General features: G+C 67.3%; 16 protein-coding genes. 9 read left to right on the forward strand and 7 right to left on the reverse strand.

What is annotated here, in order from left to right:
* Positions 1–89: 89 nt before the first annotated feature.
* Complete coding sequence (locus tag ACGFNP_RS42270) at positions 90–674, reverse strand: TetR/AcrR family transcriptional regulator (protein ID WP_358322627.1); 585 nt, start codon at positions 672–674, stop codon at positions 90–92.
* A gap of 70 nt (positions 675–744) precedes the next feature.
* Here ACGFNP_RS42270 and ACGFNP_RS42275 point away from each other — a divergent pair, with 70 nt between their 5' ends.
* The 7 genes from ACGFNP_RS42275 to ACGFNP_RS42305 all read left to right on the forward strand — a co-directional run bounded on the left by ACGFNP_RS42275 (position 745) and on the right by ACGFNP_RS42305 (position 7,511).
* Positions 745–1,725: a carbohydrate kinase family protein gene (locus tag ACGFNP_RS42275; RefSeq protein ID WP_358322624.1), complete on the forward strand. Its 981-nt coding sequence runs from the start codon at positions 745–747 to the stop codon at positions 1,723–1,725.
* 75 nt (positions 1,726–1,800) lie between these two features.
* Positions 1,801–3,015: an aminotransferase class III-fold pyridoxal phosphate-dependent enzyme gene (locus tag ACGFNP_RS42280; RefSeq protein ID WP_393328464.1), complete on the forward strand. Its 1,215-nt coding sequence runs from the start codon at positions 1,801–1,803 to the stop codon at positions 3,013–3,015.
* Positions 3,016–3,223: 208 nt separating this feature from the next.
* The gene (ngcE, locus tag ACGFNP_RS42285) at positions 3,224–4,669 is read left to right on the forward strand and encodes an N-acetylglucosamine/diacetylchitobiose ABC transporter substrate-binding protein (RefSeq protein WP_358322621.1); all 1,446 of its coding nucleotides are present in this window, start codon (positions 3,224–3,226) and stop codon (positions 4,667–4,669) included.
* A gap of 3 nt (positions 4,670–4,672) precedes the next feature.
* Positions 4,673–5,587, forward strand: coding sequence for a sugar ABC transporter permease (locus ACGFNP_RS42290; protein ID WP_358322618.1), 915 nt, complete (start codon positions 4,673–4,675; stop codon positions 5,585–5,587).
* A 1-nt stretch (position 5,588) separates the two neighbouring features.
* A complete protein-coding gene (locus ACGFNP_RS42295) occupies positions 5,589–6,443 on the forward strand; it encodes a carbohydrate ABC transporter permease (protein WP_358322615.1) in 855 nt (284 codons plus the stop codon).
* 9 nt (positions 6,444–6,452) lie between these two features.
* On the forward strand, positions 6,453–6,728 hold the full coding sequence (locus ACGFNP_RS42300) for a 4a-hydroxytetrahydrobiopterin dehydratase (protein WP_358322612.1): 276 nt from the start codon (positions 6,453–6,455) through the stop codon (positions 6,726–6,728).
* Between the two features lie 72 nt (positions 6,729–6,800).
* On the forward strand, positions 6,801–7,511 hold the full coding sequence (locus ACGFNP_RS42305) for a hypothetical protein (RefSeq protein ID WP_393328469.1): 711 nt from the start codon (positions 6,801–6,803) through the stop codon (positions 7,509–7,511).
* A 265-nt stretch (positions 7,512–7,776) separates the two neighbouring features.
* On the opposite strand, the gene ACGFNP_RS42310 is transcribed toward ACGFNP_RS42305, so the two are convergent.
* Together ACGFNP_RS42310 and ACGFNP_RS42315 are read right to left on the reverse strand one after the other, a co-directional pair.
* Positions 7,777–9,174, reverse strand: a complete 1,398-nt coding sequence (locus tag ACGFNP_RS42310; protein ID WP_358322606.1) for a M6 family metalloprotease domain-containing protein — start codon at positions 9,172–9,174, stop codon at positions 7,777–7,779.
* Positions 9,175–9,286: 112 nt separating this feature from the next.
* Complete coding sequence (locus ACGFNP_RS42315) at positions 9,287–9,523, reverse strand: hypothetical protein (RefSeq protein WP_393328472.1); 237 nt, start codon at positions 9,521–9,523, stop codon at positions 9,287–9,289.
* A gap of 174 nt (positions 9,524–9,697) precedes the next feature.
* On the opposite strand from ACGFNP_RS42315, the gene ACGFNP_RS42320 reads away from it, so the two are divergent.
* Together ACGFNP_RS42320 and ACGFNP_RS42325 are read left to right on the forward strand one after the other, a co-directional pair.
* Complete coding sequence (locus tag ACGFNP_RS42320; protein WP_358322603.1) at positions 9,698–10,798, forward strand: low temperature requirement protein A; 1,101 nt, start codon at positions 9,698–9,700, stop codon at positions 10,796–10,798.
* Positions 10,795–11,124: a nuclear transport factor 2 family protein gene (locus ACGFNP_RS42325; protein ID WP_393328474.1), complete on the forward strand. Its 330-nt coding sequence runs from the start codon at positions 10,795–10,797 to the stop codon at positions 11,122–11,124. The genes ACGFNP_RS42320 and ACGFNP_RS42325 overlap by 4 nt, the downstream gene beginning before the upstream one ends.
* Before the next feature lie 157 nt (positions 11,125–11,281).
* Here the strand turns inward: ACGFNP_RS42325 and ACGFNP_RS42330 are convergent, their stop codons facing one another.
* The 4 genes from ACGFNP_RS42330 to ACGFNP_RS42345 all read right to left on the reverse strand — a co-directional run bounded on the left by ACGFNP_RS42330 (position 11,282) and on the right by ACGFNP_RS42345 (position 14,369).
* The gene (locus ACGFNP_RS42330; RefSeq protein WP_393328477.1) at positions 11,282–11,761 is read right to left on the reverse strand and encodes a hypothetical protein; all 480 of its coding nucleotides are present in this window, start codon (positions 11,759–11,761) and stop codon (positions 11,282–11,284) included.
* Positions 11,758–12,312 (reverse strand): MarR family transcriptional regulator, encoded by a 555-nt coding sequence (locus tag ACGFNP_RS42335; protein WP_358322595.1) that lies wholly within the window; start codon positions 12,310–12,312, stop codon positions 11,758–11,760. The genes ACGFNP_RS42330 and ACGFNP_RS42335 overlap by 4 nt, the downstream gene beginning before the upstream one ends.
* Before the next feature lie 69 nt (positions 12,313–12,381).
* On the reverse strand, positions 12,382–14,070 hold the full coding sequence (locus ACGFNP_RS42340; protein WP_393328480.1) for a CDGSH iron-sulfur domain-containing protein: 1,689 nt from the start codon (positions 14,068–14,070) through the stop codon (positions 12,382–12,384).
* Positions 14,067–14,369 carry an antibiotic biosynthesis monooxygenase family protein gene (locus tag ACGFNP_RS42345; RefSeq protein ID WP_393328483.1) on the reverse strand — a complete coding sequence of 101 codons (303 nt, stop codon included), beginning with the start codon at positions 14,367–14,369 and terminating at the stop codon, positions 14,067–14,069. The genes ACGFNP_RS42340 and ACGFNP_RS42345 overlap by 4 nt, the downstream gene beginning before the upstream one ends.
* Between the last annotated feature and the right edge of the window lie 9 nt (positions 14,370–14,378).

Raw genomic sequence — 14,378 nt, forward strand, 5'->3', positions numbered from 1 at the left:
CGGGCGTCTCCCTGGACAGACGCCCGCCATCTGCGGCGGTTGGCGGGTGGGGCGGCTTGCCGTACAGGATGGAACTCTCTTTAAAGAGATCACAGCCGGTCGAGGGCGGAGAGCATCAGGCGCTCCAGGTCCACGCGGGCCAGGCGGCCGGGATAGAGCAGCAGATGCAGGCTGAGCCCGTCGACCAACGCCAGCAGGCGCTCGGCGACGTCGTCGAGGTTCTCGTCGGTGGCGAGCTCTCCCGCCACCCGCGCCTCGCCGAGCAGCCGCCGCACGGCGGTGCGGAGCTCGGCGGCCTCGGCGCGCTGGACCTCGGCGAGGTGCTCCGAGGCCAGGCTGCGGCTCCAGAAGCTGACCTCCAGACGCGTCTCCTGAGTACGTTCCGCGTCGAGGGGGAGATTGTCCAGCAGTAGTTCGCGCAGTGCGGCGAGGCCGGTGACGCCCTCGATCTTGCGCGTCAGCCGCTCGCGGATGCGCTGGTGCGACTGACGCAGTGCCGACAGCAGGATCTCGTCCTTGTCGGCGAAGTAGTGCGCCAGCACGCCGTTGGAGTAGCCCGCCTCCTTGGCGATGGCACGGGTCGTGGCGGCGTCGATGCCGTCCCTGACGATCACCCGGCGGGCGGCTGAGAGCACCTCGCGCCTGCGTTCGTCATGGTCAACGATCTTCGGCATCCGGCGGCCCCCTTCTGGTGCTGTTCTGAGCATATTGACTTTTTATTCGGACGTCTGTCTATTTAGACCCATGACCGAGCCAACCGTCCCCACTGTGGCCACTGTCGGCGTGCACATCGTCGACATCCTCGCCCGGCCCGTCTCGTACATCCCGGAAGGACAGGACACCGCCCTGGTGGACCAGATCCGGCTGACCGCCGCGGGATCCGCGGCCGGGACGGCGGTCGACCTGGTCAAACTGGGCAACGAGGTCGTCTCCATGGGCGCGATCGGGGACGACGAACTCGGCGACTTCCTGGTGGCGGTGATGACCAAGCGCGGCGTGGACGTCTCCCAGCTCACCCGCAAGGCCGGAGAACAGACAGCGGCCTCGATCCTCCCGATCCGCCCCGACGGCGGCCGCCCCAGCTTCCACGTCCCCGGCGCGAACCTCGGAGTCACGTCCTCGGACCTGGACGTGGCGCGGCTGCGTGAGGTCCGGGCTGTTCACCTGGGCGGGATGGACGTGACGTTCGGACTGGGTGATCCAGCGTTCTTCTCGCTGCTGGACTCGCTCCGGGCGGACGGGGTGATCGTGACGATGGACCTGCTGTCCGAGATGCCGGACCTGCTGGGGATGGCACGGGCGTTCCTCCCGCACGTGGACTATGTGCTCCCGAACGACTCCCAGGCCCTCCTCATGGCGGCGGGCCTCACCCCCGACGGATCGTCGGCTGCGTTGGCGGGTGGATCGATCGCGGAGGTGTCGGCGGCGGCAATGGCGTTGCTGGCGGAAGGGCCGCGCGGGGTGCTCGTCACCATGGGAGGCGCGGGGAGCCTGGTGGTGACCGAGGCGGGGATCGAGCAGGTGCCCGCGCTCAAGGTCGAGGTCAGCGACACGACCGGGTGCGGGGACGCGTACTGTGCCGGGTTCATCACCGGTCTGCTGCACGGGCAGGACGTGCTGGGCGCTGCCCGCTGGGGCACGGCCGCCGCCGCCCGCGTCGCCACCGGGCTCGGCTCGGACGCCGGCCTCACCGACCTCGAATCCACCCTCGCCCTCCTGGCGTGACCACGATGCCGGCCGTACGGAGCCCCGGTCGCGCAGAGCCCCGCGGTGTATTGAACTTGGAAAGAAGGATTTCAGATGACAGACGCTGAACTTCGTCAGCGGGCGTTGAAGGTCGTGCCCGGCGGAATGTACGGGCACCTCAACGCGGCGATCTTCGCCCCCGGATATCCGCAGTTCTTCGAGCGAGGCGAAGGCTGTCGCCAGTGGGATGTGGACGGCCGCGAGTACATCGACTTCATGTGCAGCTGGGGCCCGGTCGTGCTCGGGCACCGGCACCCGCGCGTGGAGGAGGCGGCCGCGCGGCAGCTCGCTCTCGGCGACTGCCTCAACGGGCCGGGCGCGGTCATGGTCGAGCTGGCCGAGCTGCTGGTCGACACCGTGCCCAGCGCCGACTGGGCGATGTTCTCCAAGAACGGCACCGACGCCACCACCCAGGCGCTCATGGTCGCCCGAGCGGCCACCGGCCGGACGAAGGTGCTGATGGCCCACGGCGCCTACCACGGAGCCGACCCCTGGTGCACCCCGTCGCTCGCCGGGACGACGCCGAACGAGCGGGCCGACCTGGTGGAGTTCGACTACAACTCGATCGAGTCGCTGGAGGCCGCGGCGGCCACCGTCGAAGGGGACGTCGCGGCGATCATCGTGACGCCCTTCAAACACGACTCCTTCGAGGATCAGGAACTGGTAGAGCCTGCTTTCGCGCGGGCCGCGCGGGCGCTGGCCGACCGGATCGGCGCCGCGCTGGTGATCGACGACGTGCGGGCGGGGTTCAGGATCGACCTGCGGGGCTCGTGGGAGCCCTATGGCGTGCGGCCGGACCTGACGGCGTGGTCCAAGGCCATGGCGAACGGCTACCCGATAGCCGCCGTGACCGGCACGGACGCGTTGCGCGGGCCGGCTCAGTCGCTGTATTCGACGGGATCGTTCTGGTTCTCGGCCGTGGCGATGGCGGCGGCGAAGGCGACGATCGAGACGCTGCGCGACACCGAGGGCATCGCGACCATGGAGCGGGCCGGGACGCAGCTGCGTGAGGGGCTGTATGGGCAGGCCAAGGCGCACGGGTTCGTGGTGAACCAGACGGGGCCCGTGACCATCCCGTGGCTGAGCTTCGACGGCGACGCCGACCTGTCGACCGCCCTGTACTGGAGTGATGCCTGCCTGCGGCACGGCGTGTACATCCACCCGTGGCACAACTGGTTCATGTCGGCGGCGCACACCGAGGAGGACGTGACGCGGGCCCTGGAGGGAACCGACCTGGCCTTCGCCGAGACCCGAGCGCACTTCGGCTGAAGTACGAGGCGAGCACAGGTAACTGAAGACGAGTACAGGTACGGCTACGGGTGGCTGTTTGGGCGGCGGCGCTCTACTGTCCTTCATGGAGGACGATCGCGGCAAAAGTTACGTCTCGATTGCGCCCCTTGACGTGCGCGGGCGGCCGTTCGTACCTTCGGGCAAACGGTTAGGAAACTTTCCTAATCCGTCCTCTTCAGGAGCCCCCATGACCCACCCGGGAGAGATCACTCGTCGTCAGCTGCTGCGCCGAATCGGCCTGACCGCGTTCGTCGCCGGTCCTGGCGCGGGCCTGCTGAGCGCCTGCGCCACCAGCGGCGCCGGCGACGAGCCCACCGCGACGCCGACCGGCTCGATCGCAGTCTCCGCCGACCCCAAGAACCCGTTCGGCGTCGACGCCAAGAAGCCGCTGGAGGTCACGATCTTCAGCGGCGGGTACGGCGACGCGTACGCCAAAGACCTGCACGAGGAGATGTACAAGAAGCGGTTCCCCGGAGCGACGGTCAAGCACAACGCGACCCAGCAGATCGGCACCCAGCTCCGCCCGCGCTTCGTCAGCGGTGACGTGCCCGATGTGGTCAACAACTCGGGCCCCGAGGCGCTCGACCTGGCCGCCATGGCCAATGAGGGCCAGCTGGCCGATCTGACCGCGCTGTTCGACGCGCCTTCGCTCGACGATCCGGCCAAGAAGGTCCGCGACACCGTGACGCCGGCCGTACTGGACAACGCGAAGATCGACGACAAGAACCTCGTCCTGAACTACACCGTCTCCCACCGCGCCCTCTGGTACAACGCGAAGCTCTTCGCCGACAAGGGATGGGCGCTTCCGAAGACGTGGGCGGAGTTCAAGGCGCTCGGCGAGACGGCGAAGCAGGAGGGCATCCTGCTGTTCGCCTATCCCGGGCAGAAGGGTCCGTACTACCAGCTCTGGAACGCCCTCTACACGGCCGCCAAGATCGGCGGCAACCAGGTCATCATCGACATCGACAACCTGGTCGACAACGCCTGGAACGCCGAGGCGATGAAGCAGTCGATCACCGCCTGGGTGGAGATCCAGACGCTGTATGGCGATAAAGCGTACTTCGGCCTCGATCACACCCAGACCCAGGTCAAGCAGCTCCAGAACAAGCTGCTCTTCTACCCGGTCGGCTCGTGGATCGAGAACGAGATGGCCAAGGACAAGCCCAAGGACTTCGAGTACGCCATCGCCCCGGTCCCCGACGTCACGGCCGCCGACAAGATGCCGTACGGGGCCATCCAGGTGGGCGTCGGCGAGAACTTCTTCGTCTCCGCCAAAGGCAAGAACCCGCAGGGCGGCCTGGAATATCTCCGCATCATGCTGTCGAAGGAAGGCGCCAAAGGCTTCACCGAGAAGACGCTGAACCTCACCGTGGTCAACGGCGCGGCCGAAGGGCTGGACCTCACCCCGGGTCTCAAGAGCGCGGCCAAGGCGCAGGACGCCGCCGGGCAGAACATCATCACCGACGCCCGTTTCGAGGGCTGGTACAAGGAACTGTTCGACTACGGCACCCAGCAGATCAACGTGGTCATGGCCGGGCGCATCACTCCCGAGAAGTTCTGCCAGAACATGCAGAAGAAGGCGGACGCCATCAAGAAGGACTCGTCCGTCACCAAGCAGACGCGGAGCCAGTAACCCATGCGGCGGTTGCGCAAGTACGGGTTCGTCGCCGGGTTTCTCGCCGTTCCGGTCGCGCTCTACTCGGTGTTCGTGATCAGCCCCTACATCCAGGCGTTCCAGATCTCCCTGACGGACTGGAACGGCTACAAGTCGAGGCTGCACTATGTCGGGTTCGACAACTTCACCCGGCTGTTCGGGGACGAGGTCTTCTGGCGGGCCCTGCGCAATCACGGAATCCTGCTGCTCGTGCTGCCGCTCGTGACGGTCGTCCTCGCGTTGTTCTTCGCGTTCCTGCTGAACCTGGGCGGGGGATCGCGGGGTGCGGGAATGAAGGGTATCTGGGGGTCGAGGTTCTATCGGGTGGTGTTCTTCTTCCCCCAGGTGCTCGCCGTGGCCGTGGTCGGAGTGCTGTTCAAGGCGGTTTACCGGCCCGACGAGAGCGGTGTGATCAACGGAGTCCTGATCAAGTTGGGTTTCGATCCCGTCGGCTGGCTCATCGAACCGAACCTGGCCCTCTGGGCGATACTCGCGGTGATGATCTGGCAGGCCGTCGGATTCTACGTGGTGCTCTTCTCGGCCGGAATGGCCGCCATCCCGAAGGACTACTTCGAGGCGGCGGCACTCGACGGAGCGGGGCGCGCCCGGCTGTTCTTCTCGATAACGCTGCCGCTGCTGCGCGACACCATCCAGGTGGGCTGGGTGTATTTGGGGATCGCGGCGTTCGACGGGTTCGCGCTGATCCTGGTGCTCGCCGGGGACAAAGGAGAGCCCGACGGGGCCACGACCGTGTTGCCGGTGGAAATCTGGAAGACCGCTTTCACCTATTCCAAGGTCGGCTACGCCTCGGCGATGGGCGTCGTGCTGTTCTTTCTCACCGTGACGTTCGCGGTGCTGACCCTGCGCACCACGCGGCGCGAGAGGATCGAACTCTGACATGGCCATGCCTCGTCCGGCCAGACCGCGGCCCAGCGTGCTCGGCGGCCTTTCGCATGTGGCGCTCTTCATCTGGGCGCTGCTGATCATTCTGCCGCTGCTCTGGACGTTCCTCGCGTCCTTCAAGAACAACACGGAGATCTTCGGGGACGCGCTTCAACTGCCCGGCCAGTTGCGGCTCGACGCCTGGGGACGGGCCTGGGACAAGGCCCACGTGGGGCAGTACATGCTCAACACCGTTATCGTCGTATTTTTCAGCACTTTTGGGACGATGCTGTTCGGCTCGATGGCGGCGTATGTCCTGGCGCGCTACAAGTTCTTCGGCAACAAGGTGATCTATTACTTCTTCGTGGCCGGGATGGCGTTCCCGATCTTCCTGGCGCTGGGGCCGCTGTTCTTCGTCGTCCTCCAGCTCGGCCTGCTGAACTCCCACATCGGGCTGATCCTGGTCTACATCGCGTACTCGCTGCCGTTCACGGTCTTCTTCTTGGCCGCATTTTTCCGTACATTGCCGGACACCGTGGCCGAGGCGGCGTCGATCGACGGCGCCTCCCACACGCGCACGTTCTTCCAGATCATGCTCCCCATGGCCAAGCCCGGCCTGATCAGCATCACCATCTTCAACGTGCTCGGCCAGTGGAACCAGTACCTGCTGCCCCTGGTCCTCCTCACCGACGACAAGGACAAGTGGGTCATCACCCAGGGCATCGCCGACATCTCCACCATCGCCGGCTACGAGGCGGACTGGCCGAGCCTGTTCGCCGCCCTCAGCATGGCGATCCTCCCCGTGATGATCGTTTACATCATCTTCCAGCGCCAGATCCAATCCGGGCTCGGCGCGGGGGCGCTGAAGTAACGTGAGCGTATGGACGTCGACAGCAAGCTCAACGACCTGCCCGAATGGCGTAGGGAAGGCAACGAGATCCGGCGCACGATCACCGCGCCCGACTTCCCCACGGCCATCCGGATCGTCGACGAGATCGCGGTCCAGGCCGAAGAGCTGAACCACCATCCCGACATCGACATCCGGTGGCGCAAACTCCACCTCTCGCTGACCACCCACGACAAAGGTGCTCTCACGGAGAACGACTTCATCCTGGCCGGCCTGATCGACGGGATCGCCGTCAAACACGGTGCGTAGCCAGTCGGTTACTCGCTAGAGTGGTGGCCCCGTGAGCCTGGCCCAGGCTCGTCACCGCTTCCGGGGGTACCCATGCGCCTGCCCACACCCGCCACCGCACCGAGGAAGCCCGCATCCGTCCGCCTGCCCGGCCGGTCGCCGCGCCCCGGATACCCCGGCTTCGTCGTCGAGGAGAAGTCCGCCGACCTGGGCGGCGCCGCACGCGGATCCGTCCGAGGGCCGGGTCGGCTGAGGGCGCGCGCATCGGCGTTGGCGCTGGTCCTCACGGTCGCGGGCTGCGCGCAGAGCCCGTCCGATCCAGCGGCTGACCGGGATGCCGCCCAGAGCGCCAGCCCCAGCGTCGTCTCGGCGCCCACCTCGCTCACCGGCGCGGGGGAGTTCAAGCGACGCACCACGGCGGCCATCGTCTACAACCGCAAGTTGGTCCCCAAGGGTGCCCAGGCGAGCCTGACCGCCGAGTCCGCCGGCGGCAGGACGGTGACCTCGCTGGTGGTCGAAGGGCTGCTGCCCGACCATCGGTATGGCGCCCACCTCCACGTCGCGCCCTGCGGGACCCATCCCGGTGACGCGGGCGCGCACTTCCAGCACGTAGCCGGTCAGGCTGATGCCTCAAGCGAGGTGTGGCTGGACCTGAAGACGGACAACTCCGGCGGCGGGCGCGCCACCGCCCACCACGACTGGCCGCTGACGGGCGCCCTGCCCCGCTCCCTGGTCCTTCACGCCAAGGCCACCGCCCCGTCCGCCCCACCCGCGCCGCGTGTCGCCTGCCTCACCCTGGGCTGACGTCTCTCCTGTTTTTACGGCTCGCTCTCGTTCGAAGAGCAGTTTCCTTTACGGCCGGCATGGGCCGGCCCCACCCGCCACACGTGGCCGGGCTCCCTCCAGGGGCACGCTCCTCCGGTTCACGTGGCTGGGCGCCGTGACGTGCGCACTCTTGGCCGACCCCGTGGTCATTCGTAGGCCGGTCGGCTCCGATTCGGCGCGGCGTCGGGTCCGGGTCCGCGCCCCCTGCCTGAGAACGTGCCCGGATGCCGACGCCGCCGTTTCCCTACGGGCTGATGATGACGTCGATCGTCATCTCCTCATCGCCTGGTGTGCCGGAGATGTCGATGGTCACGCCGGTCCATCCGCCCCCGGGCAGATTCAGCGCGGGTGAGGTGTCCCTGCCGATGCTCGCGTTGCCCGGCGATGGGTACAGGTCGTCAGCGTCGCCCCTGTTCCCCAGGCTGCCGATCCTGGCGAGCTGGCGCTTGCCGTCGGCCTGCATCAGCTCGATCGCCAGGCGGCGCTCGTCGTCGACGTTGGGTATGGCCTCGTCCACCACGTAGACCGCGACGCCCTGGTCGGGAAGGAACTTGTCCTGCCCTTGCTGGCGGCGGTATTCGACGACGAGGTACTGCGTGTCCTTCATCGTCCGATCGTTGTGGACGACCACGAAGTCGCCGCCTTCGGCCACCGGCCGGAGCGTGATGCCCCTGGTGGTTGCGGTGACCAGGCGCGGAGTGACCCAGTCATGGAACATGCGCAGCATGCTGGTCGGGAAAACGGGCGTCACGCCGCCGTTGCCCCATGATCCCGCCGCCATCAGGCAGAAGTTGCCCAGCCCGTGCGACTTGGCGCCGGTCTGCGCCCGGTCGGTGTCGTAGTAGTCGGCCCAGCGCGCCGCCAGGTGCCCCCACTCGTGGGCGCAGACGCCGACGTTGCAGTCCTCGGGCACGGTCAGGAAGGTGCTCACCTGCAGACCGGGCCCGACCGTGATCGGCTGCTCGCCGACGGTCCACTTCAGGCTCCAGATGAACTGCAGCCCGGCGGCGTCGGCGAAGGTCTCGGCGCCCGGGCCGGCGTGCACGACGAACAGCGCGGTGACCCGGTGCTCGTCGAGCACATCGAAGGAGGGGTCGAACTCGACGCCCGCCTCCTGCGCGGCCAGCACGGCGTCGTGCGCCATGCCCTGGGCATTGCGCGGGAAGTTGAGCTCGTCCATCCCCGACTTGTTGTTGGCGTAGAAGGCCAGCGTCTGCGGCAGCCGGAACCAGCCGAACACTTCGCCCTGGACATCGATGCCGTGGTCGTCGGTGAAACCGCTGACCTTTCGGTAGAAGTCGCGCATGCTGCCCGGCTGAGTGCCGAACAGCAGCCGCCTAAAGTGGTCCGCGTCGTGAGCCGGATCGTGCGGTCGGTCCTCGAAATCGACCAGCAGCACCAGGGTCTTGATGACGCCTTTGAGCTTCTTCGGCGGCCGGTTGATCAGGCTCACGTCGGGGGCGAGCGGGGTGGTGTTGCCGTCATCCAGGCCCACCGAGCGCGGCCCACGCCGCTCGGAGCGCCACATCGCGTAGTAGTCCTCGAACGTCAGGTGCTCGGGCAGGAGCCCGGCCTCCTTCAGCTCGTAGAAGCGGGTCTCCAACTTGGCCAGAGCGTCTGGCGCTAATGGAACGAAGTGCATGGTGTCCCCCCATCGTCCGTTCTTTTTGCGAAGGTAGGACTGATTGGGTGTTCTGTCGTGAGTACCCCCTACTCAACCGATGCCGTGCACCTCGCTCACCTTGTACTGCTCTTCACGCAAACGTGCCGATCGGCGTGGCCATCACGCCGACATCCAGGTTCACGACCACGTCGAAGTTCACCTCTACGGTCAAGGTGGCCGTCGACCAGGGGGCATCGGCACCCTGGCATCGGTCCTGGCACCTGCGTCGCCGGTTAATCTCCTGACCAGAGGGCGGCATCGAACTTCCGCGACGGTTTGCAGGCCGATGCTGCGGCTGTTTGCGGGCCGGTTCCGCGATGCGGTTCATGGGACGATAGCGTCGCCGTTCGTGGGGCGATTTCGGAGTCATCCGCGCAGGAAGTGGCTTGGCCATTCGTCCAGCCCGAGCGCGGTCGATGATCCTTGCCAACTGGGCTCATAAACCCGCACAAACCAGACCTCCAGGGCGGCATAATTACACGATTACACGTTGGAGGTACGGGTGGGTAGGAGCTGGCAGCCGCCTCGGTTACGGCTGTTCGAGGGGGTGCAGCGGCGGGCCACCTGGCTGGAGCTGCTGTATGACCTGGTGTTCGTCGTGGCCGTGGCCGAGTTGGCCGATGTGCTGGCCGAAGGGACCGAGGTCGGGCGGGTTCTGGCGTTCGTCGGGTTGTTCGTTCCCGTCTGGTGGGCTTGGGCGGGATATGTGTTCTACGCGAATCGGTTCGACACCGATGACGTGAGCCATCGCCTGCTCGTACTTCCACAAATCCTGGCCATCGGAACGATGGCCGCGAGCGTGGGCGAAATCGGAGAGCGGTCCGCGTTGTTCGCGCTCTCCTACGTGGCCGTGCGGGTCCTGCTCATCGTGGCCTATCTGCGGGCGGGACGGCACGTGCCCGAAGGGCGGCCGCTGACCAGCCGTTATGTGGCCGGGTTCACGGTGTCGGCGGTCATCTGGGTGGCGTCGCTGGCCGTCGATCCGCCACTGCGCTATGTGCTGTGGGGCGTCGCCATGGTGATCGATCTCGTCACGCCGCTGCTGGCGCGGCGGCACCAGGGCGCGCTGCCGCCGCAGAGTGAGCACCTGCCTGAGCGGTTCGGGCTGTTCGTGGTGATCGTGCTGGGCGAGGTCGTCGCCGCGGTGGTGGTCGGGCTGAAGGGGCACGCGGTCACACCGGCCACGCTGCTGATCGCCCTCGCGGGCATCGCGATCGCCATGACCTTCTGGTGGCTGTACTTCGGCCACATCGACGAGTCCGTGGTACTGCGTACCCAGATGGCGGGACAGGTCTGGGTCTACTCTCATCTGCCGCTGTCGCTGGGGTTGGTCGCGTTCGGCATCGGGATCGAGCACGCGATCGCCCATCCGGGCACGGGCTGGGCCGTCGGCGTACCCGCCGCCGTGGTCTTCGCCACCCTCGGCCTCCAGCACCTGTGCTCCGGCGACCGGCTGGCCGCCGGCGTCCGCGTCGCGGCCGCCGCACTCACGCTTGTCACGTCCGCGCTCCCGGCCGCGCTGGCGCTCCCCTTGATTCTCTTGTACGGCGCGGCGCAGGTCGCCTATGACCTTCGCCGGCCCTTGCCCGGAGGAGAGGCATGACCCTCATGGACCTGTTCGACCGCCAGCTGGCCGCGATCGCGGACCGAGACCTGGAGTCCCTGCTGGCGCAGTATCACGACGATGCCATGGTCGTCCGCTTCGACCGCGTGGCCAGGGGGGCCGCCGAGATCCGCGAGCTGTTCACCGGCTACCTGGCCGCCGAGCCCGAGGTGGTCGAGGTCATGTCGCTCCAGGTGGTGGAGGACGTCATCTTCTACAGCGCCCTCATGACCATCGCCGGCAACAAGGTCACCACATTCGGCACGCTGGTGATCAGAGACGGCAAGATCTGGCGCCAGACCGCCGCCGCCGTGCCGTCCACGTAACCATCCACCGCTGACCGCTCATGGCAGACCGCCGCCGACCGCGCACAGTCGGCTGCGGCCAGCCGGGCCCGCGCGGCCGGTCACGGGCGGCCGACCGCGCACCACAGTCGACTACGGGCGACTGACCCCGCGCAAACCGTCGGCTCAGCCCGCCACCTCAACCCATCAGTTGCCTCATCGGCTGCCACGGTGTGGCGTCGAAGATCAGCAGGATCGAGGCGATCCGGCCGTCGACGAGCTTGAAATGCTCGGCGGTGCGCTGGGTGCCCACCGGTGTGGCGGTGTGGACGTCGTAGACGAGCGTGGCCTCCGACTCGCCGTACAGTTCGCTGATCAGGTCGACCCCGGTGACCACATTGACGAAGCCGACGATCCCGGCCAGGTGGCCGGCGGCGTCGTCGGAGGTCATGAGCGGGCTCCGGAAGCTGAACTCGTCACCGATGAGGGCAGCAGCGGTGGGCACGTCGCCCCGGAACCGCGCCTCGTGGTAGCCCCGCACGACGTCACGCGTCCGCCGCTCGCCACGCGTCAGACTCTCGCCCCGCAGTTCGCCATGCGCCCGGTTCTCGCCCTGCACGGCGTCACGCGCCCGGTTCTCGTCGTACAGGTCGTCGCGCGCCTGACTCTCGCTGCTCAAGAGGCACCTTCCAGGTACTGGGCGAGCCGGTGCTGGTTGTCGGCCACCCGGAGGCAGAGGTGCCGGAACCGGGTCAGTTCGTCGGTGGTGAAATCCCGGAACATCGCCGCCATCGCCCGCTGCGACGGCTCGCTGAACGCCTTGATCCACTCCCGGCCCTCGGCGGTGATCTGGGCCAGTACGGAACGCCGGTCCCGCTGGTCCGGGACCCGCCGCACCAGTCCCTCCCGCTCCAGCGTGTCGACCAGCCCGGTCACGTTCCGCGAGCTGACACCGGCGGACTGGGCCAGATCCCCGATGCTCACCCCGTCCTCATCGGAGGCGCCGAGCCGCATCAGCAGGTCCATCGCCCCGGAGCTCAACCCCCTGCCCTGGCTGCCATGGGCGCGCATCCGTTCGATGGCGTGGAAGGCGGTGCGGACGGCGGCCGCGGCCTCTAATGCGGCAGTGTCGCCTCCGTCGGTGAACTGCCGCATGGCGGCCCTGGTCTCGGGATCGAAGAGGCTTCCGTCGGGATCACTGTCGAAGTCTGATTTATATACGTCCTTCATGATGAGTCAGTACATTAGTACGTACTTCACGACTTGTCGATCCACTACCGGTACCTGAAGCGTCGGCCCTCATGATGGGGTTCCTTCGGCGATCCAGCGTGCGAAGAGGTCGATGTGCTCGGCGGGCCAGGCGCCGTCGCAGGGCATCTTGCCCTCGCGGAGCCTGTCCAGGATGGCGTCGGCGTGCTCGGTGACGTCCGAGTGTGACCATAGGTCGAAGGCGAAGCTCATCGACTTGCGGTCCATCTCGCGGAACAGCGGTTTGATGTGGTCGGTGAAGCGAACCGGCTCGTCCGGTGCCGGGAGCCGTATCTGCGTCTGGTCGGCGGTCGGCGACAGGGCGGAGATACGGGAGCCCGGTCTTGCCCCGCACACCCACCACCATTGGGGCACCGGCATGTGTGGTGGCGGTGTCGCGCCCGGTTGGGAGTTCTCCACCGCGATTCGGGAACCCCATTCGATGTAGCCGGCGAACGCGGCGCGGAACTCGGGATCGGTGGGCAGCCCGGCGTCGTCGGCAGCTCGTCCGATGAGCTGCGCCCAGCGGGCCCGCCACTGTTCGGTCAGCGACTTGCCGGCATGTTCGGCGACCATATGGTCGTAACCGCCGTACTGCTCGGTGTAGAGCTTGGGGCCGCCGAAGGTCTCGGCAAGCCAGGCGGCGACGCGTTCGGGATGGTCGGGCGACATCCGGGCGAACAGCGGCGCGAGCAGGTCGTCCTGCGGGACGTACTTGTCGTAGAAGATGTGCGTCATCCGCGTCAGCGCGGGAAGCCCGCCCGCCCACTCGAAGAGCGTGGGTTCGTCGGACAGCGGTGGGTCGACGAAACCGACGTAGTAGTGCATGCCGCTGCAGAACGGTTTGTTGCGCGAGTGACCGCACCGGCAGAGGCTGTAGTGCTCCCGAGAGCCGTCGCCGTCGAGCGGGATGCCACCGGTGATCCGGTACGGGCCGTCCTTGGACACCTCGATCGTGGGTTCGCGTACTGGATCAGGGCCCTTTAGGCCGTCGATCGCATAGTGGAGAGCGCCGGATGGGCAGGCTCGTACGGCGCGGATGATCTCGTCGGACCGGCCGCCGCTGGGCGCCACGAACGGTTCCTCGCCTTGTCGGAACACAGTGGACAGCCGGTCGGTGCACAACCCCGAGTGCGCGCATATGCCGCGGTTGTCCAGCACGGTGACCTGTACGCCTTCATGGGTGTCCTGGCGGTCGGGCACCCGGTCGGGATCTTTGGCGGAGCTGAACCCGTGGCGGGCGTGGCTGCCGTCGCACAGCGGTTTCGTGGCGGAATGGCCGCATCGGCAGAGCGCCATCTGCGGGAACGTCTGGATCGGCTCCCCAAGCCAGTTGGTGATCTTCGTGGCGTTGGTGACCAGATACGGCCCGTCGAGGGCGCCGTCGATCCGCGTCTCCAGGTCGGCCTGGATGTCGGCCAGCTCGGCGATCCGGGCCGCCAAGGCATTGGCATCCTCGGCGAACAGGCAGGCCAGGTGCTGCAACGCGGCGGTCGCCTCGATCAGGCCCTCCGTGGCACCAGGCTGGGCGCGTAACCGCGTCGCATCCTTGGCCAACTCCCATAACCGGTCGCTCGGCGAGCCGTTCTCGGTGATGTGCGGCTCGGGCTCCGCGGCGGCTTCGGGCAGGGCGGCCAGCGGCCGGATCACCGTTTCGGCCAGCGGCTCGCCGGGTGCCAGGTCGCGGTTGAGCAGGCGGGCCCGCGCCAGTAGCCCGGCGATGGACATCGAGACGCTCATCGCTGTGCTCCGAACCGGGTGGTGTAGTGCTTCATCTCCTGGATGAGCGGGAAAAAGGGCTTCACCGCGGCGAAGAACTCCCCAAAACGGGCGCTGCGGCGGAAGCCGTGCTCGTGCCCTTCCACCGAGTCCCATTCGATCCGTACGGTGTAGTGCTCGGGCTCCTCGACACCTCGGGCGATCTCGTAGCCCAGGCAGTGGGGGTCCTCGTCCAAGACGCCCGCTGCCTCCTGGTATGCCTGCTCGAAATCCTCGGCGCGGGCGGGAGGGACGGTATACCTGATGTATTCGATGACCACGATGGACCT

Origin of the sequence: Nonomuraea sp. NPDC049269, from assembly GCF_043197155.1 — a bacterium.
Classification (GTDB): Bacteria; Actinomycetota; Actinomycetes; order Streptosporangiales; family Streptosporangiaceae; genus Nonomuraea.

What these genes read in the sequence shown, in the direction of transcription:
- ACGFNP_RS42270 (WP_358322627.1), bottom strand. Translation starts at nt 674, where the DNA reads ATGCCGAAGATCGTTGACCATGACGAACGCAGGCGCGAGGTGCTCTCA.
- ACGFNP_RS42275 (WP_358322624.1), top strand. Translation starts at nt 745, where the DNA reads ATGACCGAGCCAACCGTCCCCACTGTGGCCACTGTCGGCGTGCACATC.
- ACGFNP_RS42280 (WP_393328464.1), top strand. Translation starts at nt 1,801, where the DNA reads ATGACAGACGCTGAACTTCGTCAGCGGGCGTTGAAGGTCGTGCCCGGC.
- ngcE (WP_358322621.1), top strand. Translation starts at nt 3,224, where the DNA reads ATGACCCACCCGGGAGAGATCACTCGTCGTCAGCTGCTGCGCCGAATC.
- ACGFNP_RS42290 (WP_358322618.1), top strand. Translation starts at nt 4,673, where the DNA reads ATGCGGCGGTTGCGCAAGTACGGGTTCGTCGCCGGGTTTCTCGCCGTT.
- ACGFNP_RS42295 (WP_358322615.1), top strand. Translation starts at nt 5,589, where the DNA reads ATGGCCATGCCTCGTCCGGCCAGACCGCGGCCCAGCGTGCTCGGCGGC.
- ACGFNP_RS42300 (WP_358322612.1), top strand. Translation starts at nt 6,453, where the DNA reads ATGGACGTCGACAGCAAGCTCAACGACCTGCCCGAATGGCGTAGGGAA.
- ACGFNP_RS42305 (WP_393328469.1), top strand. Translation starts at nt 6,801, where the DNA reads ATGCGCCTGCCCACACCCGCCACCGCACCGAGGAAGCCCGCATCCGTC.
- ACGFNP_RS42310 (WP_358322606.1), bottom strand. Translation starts at nt 9,174, where the DNA reads ATGCACTTCGTTCCATTAGCGCCAGACGCTCTGGCCAAGTTGGAGACC.
- ACGFNP_RS42315 (WP_393328472.1), bottom strand. Translation starts at nt 9,523, where the DNA reads ATGAACCGCATCGCGGAACCGGCCCGCAAACAGCCGCAGCATCGGCCT.
- ACGFNP_RS42325 (WP_393328474.1), top strand. Translation starts at nt 10,795, where the DNA reads ATGACCCTCATGGACCTGTTCGACCGCCAGCTGGCCGCGATCGCGGAC.
- ACGFNP_RS42335 (WP_358322595.1), bottom strand. Translation starts at nt 12,312, where the DNA reads ATGAAGGACGTATATAAATCAGACTTCGACAGTGATCCCGACGGAAGC.
- ACGFNP_RS42340 (WP_393328480.1), bottom strand. Translation starts at nt 14,070, where the DNA reads ATGAGCGTCTCGATGTCCATCGCCGGGCTACTGGCGCGGGCCCGCCTG.